This is a genomic window from Croceicoccus marinus, from assembly GCF_001661675.2.
Classification (GTDB): Bacteria; Pseudomonadota; Alphaproteobacteria; order Sphingomonadales; family Sphingomonadaceae; genus Croceicoccus; species Croceicoccus marinus.
This window is the reverse complement of record NZ_CP019602.1, coordinates 328,044-343,019: the sequence shown is the minus strand read 5'-3', so window position 1 is coordinate 343,019 and position 14,976 is coordinate 328,044. Positions and strand designations below refer to the sequence as shown.

At 66.9% G+C, this 14,976-nt stretch carries 16 protein-coding genes and 1 tRNA gene; 12 read left to right on the top strand and 5 right to left on the bottom strand.

Translation table 11 applies throughout. The annotated features are described in order from the left end of the window. Positions 1–30: 30 nt before the first annotated feature. From hisG to A9D14_RS01680, 7 genes are all read left to right on the top strand, one after another. Positions 31–708 (top strand): ATP phosphoribosyltransferase, encoded by a 678-nt coding sequence (gene hisG, locus A9D14_RS01710; RefSeq protein WP_066842407.1) that lies wholly within the window; start codon positions 31–33, stop codon positions 706–708. Further along, entirely contained in the window at positions 709–2,010 is a 1,302-nt protein-coding gene (gene hisD / locus A9D14_RS01705; protein WP_066842405.1) for a histidinol dehydrogenase, read from the top strand. Continuing rightward, on the top strand, positions 2,007–2,531 hold the full coding sequence (locus A9D14_RS01700) for a DUF1993 domain-containing protein (protein ID WP_066842403.1): 525 nt from the start codon (positions 2,007–2,009) through the stop codon (positions 2,529–2,531). Before hisD ends, A9D14_RS01700 begins: the two co-directional genes overlap by 4 nt. Beyond that, a complete protein-coding gene (gene nusB, locus A9D14_RS01695; protein ID WP_066842402.1) occupies positions 2,528–2,974 on the top strand; it encodes a transcription antitermination factor NusB in 447 nt (148 codons plus the stop codon). The genes A9D14_RS01700 and nusB overlap by 4 nt, the downstream gene beginning before the upstream one ends. Beyond that, positions 2,971–3,885 (top strand): thiamine-phosphate kinase, encoded by a 915-nt coding sequence (gene thiL / locus A9D14_RS01690; protein ID WP_066842401.1) that lies wholly within the window; start codon positions 2,971–2,973, stop codon positions 3,883–3,885. The genes nusB and thiL overlap by 4 nt, the downstream gene beginning before the upstream one ends. Before the next feature lie 128 nt (positions 3,886–4,013). Beyond that, positions 4,014–6,182 carry a sodium-translocating pyrophosphatase gene (locus A9D14_RS01685; RefSeq protein WP_066842400.1) on the top strand — a complete coding sequence of 723 codons (2,169 nt, stop codon included), beginning with the start codon at positions 4,014–4,016 and terminating at the stop codon, positions 6,180–6,182. A gap of 101 nt (positions 6,183–6,283) precedes the next feature. Continuing rightward, the gene (locus A9D14_RS01680) at positions 6,284–7,186 is read left to right on the top strand and encodes an acyl-CoA thioesterase (RefSeq protein WP_066842398.1); all 903 of its coding nucleotides are present in this window, start codon (positions 6,284–6,286) and stop codon (positions 7,184–7,186) included. A 50-nt stretch (positions 7,187–7,236) separates the two neighbouring features. On the opposite strand, the gene A9D14_RS01675 is transcribed toward A9D14_RS01680, so the two are convergent. Genes A9D14_RS01675 through A9D14_RS01665 form a run of 3 tightly spaced genes read right to left on the bottom strand, consistent with a single transcriptional unit; the run spans position 7,237 to position 10,127 of the window. Then, a complete protein-coding gene (locus tag A9D14_RS01675; protein ID WP_198302034.1) occupies positions 7,237–8,640 on the bottom strand; it encodes an SPOR domain-containing protein in 1,404 nt (467 codons plus the stop codon). Between the two features lie 28 nt (positions 8,641–8,668). Next, positions 8,669–9,394: a hypothetical protein gene (locus tag A9D14_RS01670; protein ID WP_157668103.1), complete on the bottom strand. Its 726-nt coding sequence runs from the start codon at positions 9,392–9,394 to the stop codon at positions 8,669–8,671. Between the two features lie 13 nt (positions 9,395–9,407). Next, positions 9,408–10,127 carry a ParA family protein gene (locus tag A9D14_RS01665; protein ID WP_066847889.1) on the bottom strand — a complete coding sequence of 240 codons (720 nt, stop codon included), beginning with the start codon at positions 10,125–10,127 and terminating at the stop codon, positions 9,408–9,410. 237 nt (positions 10,128–10,364) lie between these two features. Between A9D14_RS01665 and A9D14_RS01660 the strand changes: the two genes are divergently transcribed. The 3 genes from A9D14_RS01660 (at position 10,365) to A9D14_RS01650 (ending at position 11,655) form a co-directional block, all read left to right on the top strand. After that, the gene (locus A9D14_RS01660) at positions 10,365–10,538 is read left to right on the top strand and encodes a (2Fe-2S)-binding protein (RefSeq protein ID WP_066842395.1); all 174 of its coding nucleotides are present in this window, start codon (positions 10,365–10,367) and stop codon (positions 10,536–10,538) included. A 136-nt stretch (positions 10,539–10,674) separates the two neighbouring features. Then, on the top strand, positions 10,675–11,178 hold the full coding sequence (gene bfr / locus A9D14_RS01655; RefSeq protein WP_066842394.1) for a bacterioferritin: 504 nt from the start codon (positions 10,675–10,677) through the stop codon (positions 11,176–11,178). Between the two features lie 72 nt (positions 11,179–11,250). Beyond that, positions 11,251–11,655: a hypothetical protein gene (locus tag A9D14_RS01650; protein WP_066842392.1), complete on the top strand. Its 405-nt coding sequence runs from the start codon at positions 11,251–11,253 to the stop codon at positions 11,653–11,655. Positions 11,656–11,668: 13 nt separating this feature from the next. Here A9D14_RS01650 and der read toward each other — a convergent pair whose 3' ends face one another. Together der and A9D14_RS01640 are read right to left on the bottom strand one after the other, a co-directional pair. Further along, complete coding sequence (gene der, locus A9D14_RS01645; RefSeq protein WP_066842390.1) at positions 11,669–13,048, bottom strand: ribosome biogenesis GTPase Der; 1,380 nt, start codon at positions 13,046–13,048, stop codon at positions 11,669–11,671. Positions 13,049–13,109: 61 nt separating this feature from the next. Then, positions 13,110–13,451 carry a DUF3297 family protein gene (locus tag A9D14_RS01640; protein WP_083987530.1) on the bottom strand — a complete coding sequence of 114 codons (342 nt, stop codon included), beginning with the start codon at positions 13,449–13,451 and terminating at the stop codon, positions 13,110–13,112. A 109-nt stretch (positions 13,452–13,560) separates the two neighbouring features. On the opposite strand from A9D14_RS01640, the gene A9D14_RS01635 reads away from it, so the two are divergent. Together A9D14_RS01635 and A9D14_RS01630 are read left to right on the top strand one after the other, a co-directional pair. Then, positions 13,561–13,635, top strand: a tRNA-Val gene (locus A9D14_RS01635). Positions 13,636–14,075: 440 nt separating this feature from the next. Beyond that, the gene (locus A9D14_RS01630; RefSeq protein ID WP_066842388.1) at positions 14,076–14,975 is read left to right on the top strand and encodes an OmpA family protein; all 900 of its coding nucleotides are present in this window, start codon (positions 14,076–14,078) and stop codon (positions 14,973–14,975) included. Position 14,976: the final 1 nt, after the last annotated feature.

Sequence of the window (14,976 nt, the reverse complement as noted above, 5' to 3'; positions counted from 1 at the left end):
CGCAGCCTGCGCGCCTAAGTCGCGGCTGTCATGACCCAGCCGCTCACCTTCGCCGTGCCCAAGGGGCGCATCCTCGACGAAGCCCTGCCCGTGATGGCGCAGGCCGGAATCGTGCCCGAGGCGGGCTTCCACGACAAGAAGAACCGCTCGCTGTCCTTCGCGTGCGAGGATCCGTCGATCCGCCTGATCCGGGTGCGCGCCTTCGACGTCGCCACCTTCGTCGCGCATGGGGCTGCGCAGGCGGGGATCGTCGGTTCGGACGTGATCGAGGAGTTCGACTATGCCGACCTCTATGCGCCGGTGGACCTGGGCATCGGCCATTGCCGCCTCTCCATCGCGGAGCCCAAGGACGCGCCGCCGACCGAACTTCGCAGCACCAGCCATCTGCGGGTCGCGACCAAATATCCCAATCTCACCCGCCGCTGGTTCGAGGCGCGCGGAATACAGGCCGAATGCGTCAAGCTGAACGGCGCGATGGAGCTTGCGCCGATGCTGGGCCTTGCCAACCGGATCGTCGACCTCGTCTCCACCGGCAAGACGCTCAAGGAAAACGGGCTGGTCGAAACCGCCGAACTGCTGCCCGTATCGGCACGGCTGATCGTCAACCGTGCCGCTCTCAAGACCGATAGCGCGCGGCTTGGCCCGCTGATCGACAAGTTCCGCGCCTTGGCAGCACAGCCGATGCCAGAAACCGTCGGGGCCGCCTGAATGAAGCGCCTGAAATCCAGCGACCCCGGCTTTGCCAAGGCCTTCGCCCGCATCGTCGCCGACCGGCGCGAGGCGGATGACGACGTCAGCCGCGACGTCGCCAATATCATCGACCGGGTAAAGGCCGACGGCGACGCGGCGCTGGCCGACTACACCGCGCGCTTCGACAAATGGACCCCCGCGGGCGAGGACGACTGGCGCATATCGAAGGACGCTTGCGAGGCGGCGTTCCATGCGCTCGCCCCCGAATTGCGGCAGGCGCTGGAAACCGCGGCGGACCGCATCGCCGCCTATCACCGCGACCAATTGCCCGCGCGCCGCGACTACCGCGACGATCAGGGCGTGCGGCTGGGCGCGATCTGGCGGCCGGTCGATGCGGCGGGGCTGTATGTTCCGGGCGGACGCGCGGCCTACCCCTCATCGCTGCTGATGAATGCGATTCCGGCGCGCGTGGCAGGCGTCGAACGATTGGTGATCGCCACCCCCACCCCCGGCGGGCAGATCAACGACCTGGTGCTGGCCGCCGCCCATCTTGCCGAAGTGGACGAGATCTGGCGCATCGGCGGCGCGCAGGCGATCGCCGCGCTGGCCCACGGGACAAAACGCATAGCGCCGGTCGACGTCGTCACCGGCCCTGGCAATGCCTGGGTGGCAGAGGCGAAGCGCCAGCTCTACGGCACCGTGGGCATCGACATGGTCGCGGGGCCGAGCGAGATCCTGGTCATCGCGGACAAGGACAATCGCGCGCGCCACATCGCCGCCGACCTGCTCAGCCAGGCCGAGCATGATCCGATGGCGCAATCGATCCTGATCACCGACGACAACGACTTCGCCGACAGGGTCGCCGATGCGGTCGGCGTCGAACTCGCGCAATTGCCGACCCGCCGCGTGGCCGAAGCCAGCTGGCGCGACCACGGCGTCATCATAGAGGTCGCCTCGCTGGACGAAGCGCCGGCGCTCGCCAACGCGCTGGCGGCAGAGCATGTCGAACTGGCCGTTGCCGATCCCGAACCGATGCTGGAAGCGATCCGGCATGCGGGCAGCGTCTTCATCGGCCGCCATGCGCCCGAGGCGGTCGGCGATTACGTCGCGGGGCCGAACCACGTCCTGCCCACCGGCCGCCGCGCGCGTTTCGCCAGCGGACTGTCGGTGCTCGACTTCATGAAGCGCACCAGCTTCATCGAGCTGGACGAGGCCGCGCTGGCCGCCATTGGCCCCGCCGCCGTCGCTCTGGCGGAGGCGGAGGGGCTTTACGCCCACGCCCGCTCGATATCGCTGCGTCTGCAAGGAAACGCGAAATGACCCTGTCCCTTCACGCCGCCACCATTCCCGGCTTCCTGCGCATGCTCGCCAACATGGAGCACCTGATCGGCAAGGCCGAGACATGGTGCGCCGAGCATGGGCGCAGCGAGGAGGATGTCTGCTGCGCGCGCATCACGTCCGACATGCTGGACTTCGCCTATCAGGTGAAATCGACTGTCGTCCATTCGGTCGGCGCCCTCGCGGGCATCCGCGCAGGCGTATTCTCGCCCGACCGCAGCGAGCCGCCGCGCGGTTTTGCCGCGATGCGCGCGATGCTGGCGGACGCACGGCAGGAACTGTCCGCAGTGAGCGAAGCCGACATGGAAACCGTGGGCACCGCCGCGATGGAGTTCCGCATGGGCGACAAGTTCGTCGTGCCTTTCACGGGGCAGAACTTCCTGCTCTCGTTCTCCATCCCCAATTTCTATTTCCACGCCGCCACTGCCTATGACATCCTGCGCCAGCTGGGCGTTCCGATCGGCAAGCGCGACTATCTGGGACCGGACTGGACCAAGCCATGACAGCCAAATCGCAATCCCGCTCCGCCGCCCGCCTCGCCGCGGTGCAGGCGCTGTACCAGATGGACATGGAAAGGACGCAGCTTGCGCGCCTGCTCGACGAATTCCACCAGCACCGGCTGGGCAAAAAGATCGAGGACGAGCAATATGCCGATGCCGAGGTCGCCTTTTTCGACGATCTGGTAAAGGGCGTCGATGCCCGCCGGGACGAGATCGACGTGATGGTCAGCGACAGGCTGGCACAGGGCTGGTCGCTGGCGCGGCTGGACAAGACCATGGTGCAGATCCTGCGCTGCGGTACCTATGAGCTGCTGGCCCGGCCCGACGTGCCCAAGGCGGCGGCGATCACCGAATATGTCGATGTCGCCCACGCCTTCTTCGAACCGCGCGAGGCGAAATTCGTGAACGGCCTGCTCGACGCCATCGCCAGGGACGTCCGCGCCTGAGCGGTAGCGGACCTTCAGGCGAAGAAAGCTTCATCGCCGCCCTCCGCGCTCTGGCGCACGATCCCGGCGCGCGCGGGCTGACCGACGACGCAGCGGTCCTGCACGCCTCTGGCGCTCTGGTCGCCACTCACGACACCATGGTCGAGGGCGTGCACTGGCTTGCCGGTCAGGACCCCGCCGATGTCGCGTGGAAGCTGGTCGCGTCGAACCTGTCCGACCTTGCCGCGAAGACCTGCCGCCCCGTCGGCCTGTTGTTGAGCTTCATGCTGGGCGACGAGGCCTGGAACACGCGTTTCCTCGCGGGGCTTGGCGAGGCGCTGGCCGCGTTCGATGCGCCGCTGCTGGGCGGCGATACGGTTTCCGCCCCTTTCCCCGATGCGCCCAAGGTCATCGGCCTGACCGCGCTGGGCCAGCCGCGGCGCGATCCGCCGCCCTCCCGCGCCGATGCCACGGCGGGTCAGTCATTGTGGGTCACCGGCCGGTGCGGCGCCGCGCTCGCCGGGTTCGAGGCGGTGCAGGCGGGCAGCGACGACCACGCGCTGACCGCCCCCTATCGCCGTCCGGTCCCCCGTCTTGCCGAAGGGCAGGCGCTCGCCCCGGTGGTCGGCGCGATGATGGACCTGTCCGACGGGCTGCTGCTGGATGCATCGCGCATGGCCGATGCCAGCGGCACGACCTTCGCCATCGAGACTCGCCTTGTCCCCATTCACCCCGCCCTGGGCCGCCGCAGGCGCGAGGCGTTGAGCTGGGGGGACGACTACGAACTGCTGTTCACCCTGCCCGAAGGCGCGGCTTGCCCCGTCGACGCGGCCCGCATCGGCAGCGTGCTGCCGCGCGGCGCGCACCCGCTGCTGCTGGACGGATCGCCGCCGCTGGCAGGCCAGCCGCTGGGTTATCGACACGGCATCTGATCTTGCGGCCCGCGCTCCGTAAGCTTTCCGCCGCATGAACAATGCCTGCTTGCGCGGGACCGATTAGCGTGTAGCCTCCACTCCATGACGCCCGAAAAGGGCGCGATCATTATTGGAGGGGAAGCGAAGTGAGTCTTGTCACGATCGCGATTGCACTTGGCCTTCTGGCCATCGTCTATGGATTCGTCACCAGCAGACAAGTACTCGGCGCGGACGCCGGGACCGCGCGCATGCAGGAAATCGCGGGCGCGATCCAGGAAGGCGCGCAGGCCTATCTGAAGCGGCAATATACCACCATCGCCATCGTCGGCGGGATCGTCGCGGTGATCGTCGGCCTGTTCCTTGGCGCGATCAGCGCCATCGGCTTCGTGATCGGCGCGGTGCTGTCGGGCGTGGCGGGCTTCATCGGCATGAATATCTCGGTCCGGTCGAACGTGCGCACGGCGGCGGCGGCGCAAAAGGGCCTGCAGGAGGGACTGACGCTGGCGTTCCGCGCGGGCGCGATCACCGGCATGCTGGTGGCGGGCTTGGCCCTGCTCGCGATCGCGGTGTTCTACTGGTATCTGACCGCCATCGCTGGATATGGCATAGGCGGAGAGGACCGCACGGTGATCGACGCTCTGGTCGCGCTCGCCTTCGGTGCTTCGCTGATCTCGATCTTCGCGCGGCTGGGCGGCGGCATCTTCACCAAGGCTGCGGACGTGGGCGCGGACCTCGTCGGCAAGGTCGAGGCCGGTATTCCGGAGGACGATCCCCGCAACCCCGCGGTGATCGCCGACAACGTGGGCGACAATGTCGGCGACTGCGCGGGCATGGCCGCCGATCTGTTCGAGACCTATGTCGTCACCGTCGGCGCGACCATGGTGCTGACCGCGCTGCTGCTGGCCGATACGGCGGGCACGCTGCTGGGCAATCTGATGGTGCTGCCGTTGCTGATCGGCGGGGCCTGTATCCTGACCTCCATCGTCGGCACCTATGCGGTGCGACTGGGAGGGGGCACCAACATCATGGGCGCGATGTACAAGGGCTTCCTCGTCACCGCGGCGCTGTCGGTTCCCGCGATATGGTTCATGATGCAGCTGGCACTGGGCGACATGGGCATGCTGATCGGCGGCGAACCCGTCGGCGATGTCGTGCAGATCGTCGACGGCAGCAATCTCGCCGAGGAAGGGCTGTCGGCCCAGATCACGCGCTTTACCGGCTGGGATCTGTTCTGGTGCTCGATGCTGGGGCTGGTCATCACCGGCCTTATCATCTGGATCACCGAATATTACACCGGCACCAATTTCCGCCCGGTCCGCTCGATCGCCAAGGCGTCGGAGACCGGCCACGGCACCAATGTGATCCAGGGCCTTGCGATCAGCCTCGAAGCGACCGCTCTGCCCACGCTGGTGATCGTGGCGGGCATCATCATCGCCTATCAGCTGGCTGGCCTGATCGGCATCGCCTATGCGGCGACCGCGATGCTGGCGCTGGCGGGCATGGTGGTGGCGCTGGACGCATACGGGCCCGTCACCGACAATGCGGGCGGGATTGCCGAAATGGCGGGGCTGGACGACGCGGTGCGCGAAAAGACCGATGCGCTGGACGCGGTGGGCAACACCACCAAGGCCGTGACCAAGGGCTATGCGATCGGTTCGGCGGGGCTGGCCGCGCTGGTGCTGTTTGCGGCCTATACGACCGACCTGACGCATTATTTCCCGAACCTCGACGTCGATTTCAGCCTTGAAAACCCCTATGTCATCGTCGGCCTGCTGCTGGGCGCGCTGCTGCCCTATCTGTTCGGCGCGATGGGCATGACCGCGGTGGGCCGCGCGGCGGGCGACGTGGTCAAGGACGTGCGCGATCAGTTCTCCGCCGATCCCGGCATCATGGCAGGCACGTCCAAGCCCGATTATGCCAGGACCGTCGATCTCGTCACCAAGGCCGCAATCAAGGAGATGATCGTTCCCTCGCTGCTTCCCGTGCTGACCCCGGTGGCGGTCTATTTCGTCATCACCCTCGTCGCGGGCCAGCAGAACGGCTTTGCCGCGCTGGGCGCATTGCTGCTGGGCGTGATCGTGAGCGGGCTGTTCGTGGCGCTGTCGATGACCAGCGGCGGCGGCGCATGGGACAATGCGAAGAAATATATCGAGGACGGCAATCACGGCGGCAAGGGCAGCGAAGCCCACAAGGCGGCGGTGACCGGCGACACGGTGGGCGATCCCTACAAGGACACGGCGGGCCCTGCCGTGAACCCGATGATCAAGATCACGAATATCGTCGCCCTGCTGCTGCTGGCGGCGCTGGCGGGCTGATCCTTTCCTGGCCCGCAGAACCCCGTCCGCCGACGCGCGGGCGGGGCTTCTTCGCATGTGCGGGAATTGACGGACAGGCCGTGCGGGGCCATGCGCACAGCATGGAAGACGACGAGAACCCCCTGCCCGACACGATGAGCGACGAGGAAAAGATCGCCGCCACCGTGCGCCTGCTGACCCTGGACCAGCAGACCGACAACCATTTCCTGGGCCATCGCAAGCCCGGCGGAGTAGGACGCATCTATGGCGGACAGGTCGTCGCGCAGGCGCTGGCCGCTGCGCAGAACACGGTCGACCCGTCACGCCGCCCCCATTCGCTCCACGCCTATTTCCTGCGCGGCGGGGACGAGAACTATCGCATCGAGTTTTCGGTCGCGCGCGATTTCGACGGCGGCAGCTTTTCGAACCGCCGCGTGATCGCGGCGCAGAACGGGGTGCCGATCCTGAACCTCACCGCCTCGTTCCACCGGCAAGAAGACGGTCTGTCGCACCAGATGCCTATGCCCGACGTGCGCATGCCCGAGGATCTGGAGACCGAGGAAGAGGTGATGAACCGCCTGGGCCGTCCGATCAAGGCGATGGCCGCGTTCCGCCGCAACCGTTCCTATGAAATCCGCATGCCGCCCATTTCGCCCGACGGCAGGTTGAACGATCGCGGCCATGCCTATTTCTGGTTCCGGATGAAGGCGCCGCTGCCCGCCGATCCGGCGATGCACCGGCTCGTGCTTGCCTATATCTCGGATTACGGGCTGCTATCGGCGCCGATGGCGGTGCATGGCCGGGCCTGGTGGCGCGGCGGCTTTCGGGCGGCCAGCCTGGATCACGCGATCTGGTTCCATGCCGATGCGCGGATCGATGACTGGGTGCTCTATGCACTTGATTCGCCGTGGTCGGGCGATGCGCGGGGCTTTGGGCGCGGCCTGTTCTTCACGCGCGATGGCCAGCTGATCGCCTCTACCGCGCAGGAGGGACTGATGCGCGTGATCGAACCGAAGGCGGAATGAAAAAGGGGCGCCGCATCACTGCAGCGCCCCATCCCCAAGGAAGCGATCAATCAGTCGACCGTGGCCAGCCGCGCCTTGTTCGGGCCGCGGCCGCCATTCGCCTGCGCAATCGGGATGCAGCCATTGCCGCTTGCCTTCACGGCGGAGCACATGGCGTTCGCGCCCTGGCGGTCGAACCCGCCGGCGGCAACGCGCCAGTAATCCTTGCCGTCGACGGTCGCCTTGGTGATGACCGGCTGCGCACCCTTCAGATTGGCATAGCGCGACTGGAACACCTTCCAGCCGGCCTCCGCCGCCTCGGGGCTGGCATAGGAGCCGAGCTGCGCGACATGCGTGCCGCGCGCCGCCGGAACGGGCAGCTGCGGCTTGGCAGCAGGCTTCGGGGCGGGCTTTGCAGCGGGCTTGGCCGCAGGTTTCGGCGCAGGCGCAGGGGCTGCAGCCACGCGCACCGGCTCGGCAGCGGGCTTCGCGGCTGGCGCGGGCGCGGCAGCCGAACTGGGAGGCAGCGATGCGACCGCCACAGGCATGGGCCTCCCGCGCGAGGACGGCGCGGCTGGCGCAGGCTGCACCACGGCAAGCGACACGGTCGAACTGTTCGTCGGGGCCGCAGGCCGGGCCTGCTGCTGCACCGGCGGCAGCTCGGCAATGTCCAACTGCGCTTCGGCCACCGCGACCGGGGCGGGCTTCGAAGCCGGCTCGGGCTCAGGCGCGGCCGCCATCCGCGGTGCGGGCTGCTGAACCGGGATGGGCGCCGAATTGGCCAGCGCAAGCTGCTGCGGCATGCCGCGATCCTCGACCGCTTCTGCGCCTACCAACGCGGCGACGCGCTGGGCATAAAGGTCGGGACGAGCCGTGCTGGCCCATTCGGTCATGCGGTCGCCGATCTGGTCGGCGGGCACGTCCTGTGCCGCCATGGCGCGCGCCTCGCGCCAGCGGCCATCCAGGGCATAGGCATAGGCCAGGTTCTGGCGCGACTTGGGGGTGTTGTTGCCCGCGCGGATGTCGGCCGAGATGACCTCCACCCCGCGCGCGGTCTCGCCCGCCAGAGCCAGCGCCAGGCCGCGGTCGGCAGCGGGGATCGCGCTGCCCTGCATGTTGATGGTGCCGATGGCAAGGCGCGGTTCGCCCGCGCCGACCTGCGCCAGCGCCAGCATCAGCGCGGTGCGCGGGCTGGCATCGCCCAGTTCCACCGCAGCCGCAAGCGAATCGCGGGCCGACATCAGGCGACCCGCCTTGAGATAGGCCTGGCCCAGCAGCACGCGGGTTTCCGGATCGCGCGGATTCTCGATCACCGCCCGCTCGGCATAGGATACCGCCTTGTCGGCATTTTCCCTGGCCAGCGCCGCTTCCGCCTTCTGGGCATTGTCGCGCGCGGGGGCGGCCACGGGCAGCGCCGCGGCAGTCGCGCCGGCAAGCGCGATCAGCAGGGCCTTGCGGCGGATACGGGTCTTCATCATTGCGTCCTTACCTATCCTTTGGCGGTCAGGCGTTGCCCATCACATGCGACGACGTAAAGCCGGTTCTGGGCGCGGTGTCGACATAGCGGAGGATCGCGCGTTCGGCGATCTCGACCTCGCTGCAACCCTCGCGGGCGGCGGCGTTGGACAGCTTTTCGCGCAGCGCGTGATCGGGATGCACCACCAGCACGGGGCCGCGGCCAAAGATCATCGCGCCCAGATGCACCAGCATCGCGCGGACATGGCCCAGCAGGCCGACCGGCGATTCGGCGTCTTCGATGGCTGGGTCCGGGCGGGTGAAGGCAGGCTGCTCGAAGCTGGCTGCCGAACCGTCGGCAAAGGCGGGTTGCGGTGCGGGCACCGCGGCTTCGCGCAGGCGGCTCTGCATCGCGCCGACCGGATTCGCGGCCGCGACCGGCGCCGGCGTCCAGCCGGGCTCGGCCCGCTGGTCCTCGTCATAGCCCTCGGCCTCGTCCCAATCGTCGCCGCTGGCGTGCAGATAGAGCGAATCGGCCTTGCCGCTGACCGGTGTCAGACCGATGACGCTGCCGCCGGCGCTCGGCGCGGGCGTGTCGCCCATGTCGTTCCAGCCGCAATCGTCCTCTGCGCCGGTCAGCCAGCCCGACAGGCCGTTGGCATTGCTGCCGAAACCGGCTTGCTGAACCTGCGACTGGCGGCGCATGGCCGGCTTGGCCGCACCCTTCTTGGCGAGCAGGCTCGAAGGCATGGCGTCCATGGTGATTCCGTTCATCATAGCCTCCCGATCACGATCCAGCCGCGCGGCGGCCGAAACCGCCGCCCGTGCGCGGTGTGCCCATCACGGGCGCGGCACCCTGCTGCCCGGCAAAGACATTGCGGCGGAAATTCTTTTCCAGACGCTCGGCCAGGAAGGACCAGAGCTGCTCCATCTCCTGCGCCGAACGGCCGTGCGGATCGATTTCCATCACGGTGCGGCCATCGATCATCGACGCGGCGAAATCGGTGCGGTGATGCAGCACCACCGGCGCGACGGTGCCGTATTGCGCCAGCGCGGCAGCCGCTTCGGACGTGATCCGCGCCTTGGACAGCGCCGAGTTCACCACGAACACAAGCGGCTTGTTGGCACGCGCGCAGATGTCGACGGTCGCGCCCACGGCGCGCAGGTCGTGCGGGCTGGGCCGGGTCGGAACCACCACCAGTTCCGCGACCGAGATCACCGACTGGATCGCCATGGTGATCGCGGGTGGCGTATCGATCACCGCCAGCTTGAAGCCCTGCTGCCGAAGCATCGCAAGGTCGTTCGCCAGGCGGGCGACGGCGGTCTGGGCGAAGGCGGGAAATTCATCCTCGCGCTCGTTCCACCAGTCCGCCAGCGATCCCTGAGGGTCGATGTCGATAAGCACGACCGGGCCGGCGCCGGCGCGCTGGGCCTGAACGGCCAGATGGCCGGACAGCGTGGTCTTGCCGGACCCACCCTTCTGTGAAGCCAATGCGAGAACGCGCACCAAGAATCCCCCTGAACATTTCAATCGACCCCCAATCTTGGCGTTCAAACCTAATTTTGGGTTAATCCAAGGCAATATTCCTCAAATCCCCTCGTTCGTGGTGACCTGTGAAACACTCCGCCCTGCCGGCATTCCCCGCTCTTGCAATTCACTCGCAACGCTATTGCTTTTGAGAGCAGTTCGCATTAGATGTGATTCGACCGGACAGACCGCCAGGATAGAGAGGGCCATTCAACGATGATCATCTGCATCTGCAACGCCGTTCGCGAAGGCGATCTGCGGGCAGCCGCCCGCTGCTGTTCCGGCGACGCGGAAGAGGTCTATCGCTGCATGGGGGTCGAGCCGCAGTGCCGCCAGTGCCTCGACGAAGCGGCCGACATCTGCATGGAAGAGCGCGCCTGCGCGGCGTGATCGCCGCCAGCCTTTCGCGCAGCCACCCGCATCCTGCTACTTCGAACGCCTCGCAACAGGCGTTTATGCTTGCAAGCGCAGCCCCGCTTCGCAATGACCGATCCTAATCGGACATTCGAAAGCAAGGATCTTCGCGATGAAGAGCGACCCCAAAGTCGTCGAGTACCTGAACCGGGCACTCACCAACGAGCTGACGGCGATCAACCAGTACTGGCTGCATTACCGCACGCTGCACCACTGGGGCGTGCGCCGCCTGGCCGAGTACGAGCGCCACGAGTCCATCGACGAGATGAAACACGCCGACGTCCTGGCCGAACGCGTGCTGTTCCTCGACGGGCTGCCCAACTTCCAGGCGATCCACAAGCTGAAGGTGGGCGAGACGGTCGAGGAGATTCTCCGCGCCGATCTCGCGCTCGAGATGGAGGCGATCCCGCTGCTGCGCGATGCCATCGAATATTGCGAGAAGGTGCGCGACTATGTCAGCCGCGAAATCTTCGAGCGCATCCTGGAAAGCGAGGAAGAGCATGTCGACTTCCTCGAGACGCAGTTCGAGATGATCGAGCGCATGGGCCTGCACAATTACGTCCAGCTGCAGAGCAAGCCTGCCGGCGAAGACGAAGGCCCGGGCTACAAGGCCTGAGCCGGGGCGTGAGCTGGCGCTTGCGTTGAACCGTGTGCTGGACGCTGCTGCGATGATCCGGACGGGCGCGCTGTGACATCCATCGGCGAACCGCTGAAGATTCGGCGGCAGAAGCGCTTCCGGGCGGCGATGATCCTGGCCATGACCCTGCTGGCCATCACCGTCGTCGCGGCGATCTGGCTGGCCTTCACCGCCGATGCCCCGACCGAAACAGCAACCGATCCCGAGACTGGCGCGCTGATCGTCAGCGGTCCCGAACAGGATTTCGTGGGCCGCGTCGACGGGCGGATCCGCGGACAGGACGTATCGGTGCTCGGCCTTCCCGCCTATCACGCGCTGGCCGAAAATGCCGAGGCGTTGGCGCTGGTCTGCGCGTTGCGCGACGATCCCGCCGCACGCTGGTCCGAAGGCAGCGAAACGCTGCGCGCCCATCTCAATTCGCCCGAGATGATCCGCTATTGCCGGGACGGACCCTGACGGCCTGCGCCGCCTACTCCTTGGTGGCGTAGGGGTTCTTGGCGCTGCGCAGCATCAGCCGCACCGGCACCGCGCCAAAGCCCAGTTCCCGCCTGATGCCGTTCACCAGATATCGGCGATAGCTTTCGGGCAGCTCGTCCAGCCTTGTGCCGAAGATCACGAAGCGCGGCGGGCGTGCGCCGACCTGGGTGATATAGCGCAGCTTGATCCGCTTGCCGCCGGGCGCGGGCGGAGGGTTGGCGGCCATCGCATCGTCGAACCAGCGGTTCAGCCCCGCGGTCGGCACGCGCCGGTTCCACTGGTCACGAATGTCGAATGCGGCCTGCAGCAGCTGGTCGGTGCCCTTGCCGGTCCGCGCGCTCACCGCCACCAGCGGCACGCCGCGCACCTGCGCCAGACCTTCGTCCAGCGCGGCACGGATGCCGTTGAACAGCGACGAAGGCTCCGCCGCCACGTCCCACTTGTTGATCGCGATGATCAGCGCGCGGCCTTCCTCGACCGCATGGGCGGCGATCTTCAGGTCCTGGTGCTCCAGCCCCAGCGTCGCGTCGAGCAGCAGCACCACCACCTCGGCGAAATCGACCGCGTGGCGCGCATCGGCCACCGCCATGCGCTCAAGCTTGTCGATTACGCGGGCGCGCTTGCGCATGCCCGCGGTGTCGATCAGCTTGACCGCGCGCGGCTCGTCGGTGCGCGGATCGGTCCAGTGCCAGTCGATCGTGATCGAATCGCGGGTGATCCCCGCCTCGGGCCCCGTCAGCAGCCGGTCTTCCTGCAGCAGCCGGTTGATCAGCGTCGACTTGCCCGCGTTGGGCCGCCCGACGATGGCCAGCTTCAGCGGCCCGAGCGGCCTTTCCTCGCCGTCGTCCTCTTCCGCGATTTCCTCTTCGGGCTGCAGCGGATCCAGGATCGGCAGCATCGCCTCGAACAGATCGGCCACGCCTTCGCCGTGCTCGGCCGACAGCGCGACGGGATCGCCAAAGCCCAGCGCGAAACTTTCGTACAGGCCCGCGTCGCCCGCCTTGCCCTCGGCCTTGTTGGCGACCAGCACCACAGGCACGCTCTGCCCGCGCAGCCAGCGGGCGATTTCCTCATCGAGCGGGGTCAGCCCGGCGCGCGAATCGATCACGAACAGCGCCATCGCCGCGCCGACCAGCGCTGCCTCGGTCTGGGCGCGCATGCGGCCCGGCAGGCTGGCGGGATCGTCGTCTTCCCACCCGGCGGTGTCGACGATCTGGAACTTCATCCCCAGCAGCTCGGCATCGCCGAAACGGCGGTCGCGCGTCACCCCCGGCTGGTCGTCGACCAGCGCGAGCTTCTTGCCGACCAGCCTGTTCCACAGGGTCGACTTGCCCACATTGGGGCGTCCGATGATCACGACTTGGGGTAGCATGGCTGTCAGGTGGCGCTTATCACGCCGCCTTGCAACACAATTGCGCAGGCTTTGTGGCCGGTCAGCCGGCTTTCGCGACCGGAGCGTCCTCGCCCAGATCCTCGAACCATGCTTCGACCGGGCCGTTCAGCTTGATGGTCAGCGGACGGCCCTTGCGGTCCATCGTCTTGCCCGCCTGCACGCGCACCCAGCCTTCGGAAATGCTATATTCCTCGATATTGGTGCGCTGCGTGCCCTTGAAGCGGATGCCCACGCCGCGGCGCAGCACATCGCCATCGAAATGCGGGCTGCGCGGATCGATCGCCAGATGATCGGGCGGCACGTCGGGTCCTGCCTTGGCGGGAGCGGCATCCTGGGGCGCCGCTTCGGGCGCGGAATCGGGCGAGTTGTTCTCTTCGGTCATGGGGTTCGGGCCTCTACCGGTAACGGGGTGCTTGTCAACGGCTTCACGCTCTGGCAAAGGCGCGCCTCTGCCGACGCAAGGGTGATTCTGGTCCCCTCCTGACGTCAGCGGGCGCGTAGCTCAGTGGTAGAGCACACCCTTCACACGGGTGGGGTCGCAGGTTCAATCCCTGCCGCGCCCACCATCCGCTCCATCGCCGCCAGGACTGGGATGGGATGGATGCTTTGCTGACCGGCATATCTCCGTATCGACCGACATCGCGCCGCAATCCGAACTTGAAGCACGCTTTTCGCCATCGATCGGTCCGTCCCGCCGCCCCTACATCCCCGCTCGAAACCGCATCGCAGGGACGTGCTTTTGCACAATCATGCCATCATCTCGCCTCAATTCGTCGCACCGGTCGGTCGAACCGACCATTCCGCGCCCGTCCCTGCAAAGGCTGTTCATCAAGCGGCAAGCATAATGTAAACACCAGCTTAAGCGCTCGTGCACGGCAGCAATGTCGTGCGCCTTTTTTTCGAGGGGTGAAGAGATCAGATTGCCGGGCAATGCATCACGGGGGGATCGGGCTTCACGCCCGTTACAACGCGATGGCCGGCTGAACGAACCGAAGGAGTGACCTGTATGAATGCCCTTACCAAACGTTCCAAAGCCATGCTGCTGGTGGCCTCGCTTGCACTGCCCATGTCGGGTCTGGCCGCGCAGGAGCAGCCCGCGCCGCAGGGCGACACGCTGAGCACCACCTATGGTCCCCAGATGCCCGCGATGTCGGAAATGACCCGCGGTCCCGATATGGAAGGCATCATCTCCGCACGCAGCGGCGACCGCATCCAGATCACCGCCGAAGACGGCACCAAGACCGTGCTGACCGTGACGGACGAAACCCGCATCAAGTCGAGCGGCGGCTTCCTCGGCCTGAACAAGGACAGGCTGGCAGCGAACGAATTGCTGAACGGCCTGCCCGTCTCGATCGAGACGATGCAGTGGGACGGCGGCCTAGTCGCGGGTGAGATCGATCTCAAGACCAAGGATCTCAAGACCGCCAACATGATCTACAACGCCACCGACCAGCGCTTTGGCGAGAACGAGCTTGCGATCCAGCAGAACGCGGCCGCGACCGAAGCCCTGCGTGGTCGTTTCGGCGACATCGACAAGTATAATGTGAAGAACGTCACCAACGTCAATTTCGACACCGGCAAGTACAATCTGTCCGAACAGGACAAGGCCCTGCTGTGCAGCACCGCCAGCCAGGCCGATGCCATGGAAAACGCGCTGCTGCTGGTCGTGGGCTATACCGACTCCACCGGCAGCCAGGAAATCAACCAGGTGCTGAGCGAGAAGCGCGCGGCACGGGTGGTGAACCACCTGCAGCAGGCTTGCGGCTGGAAGCCCTATCGCATGCTGACCCCGACCGGCATGGCCGAGGCGGATCCGATGGCCGACAACTCCACGCCCGAAGGCAAGGCGCAGAACCGCCGCGTTGCGGTGAACGTGCTGGTCAGCAAGGCCGTGGACGAGATGTAAG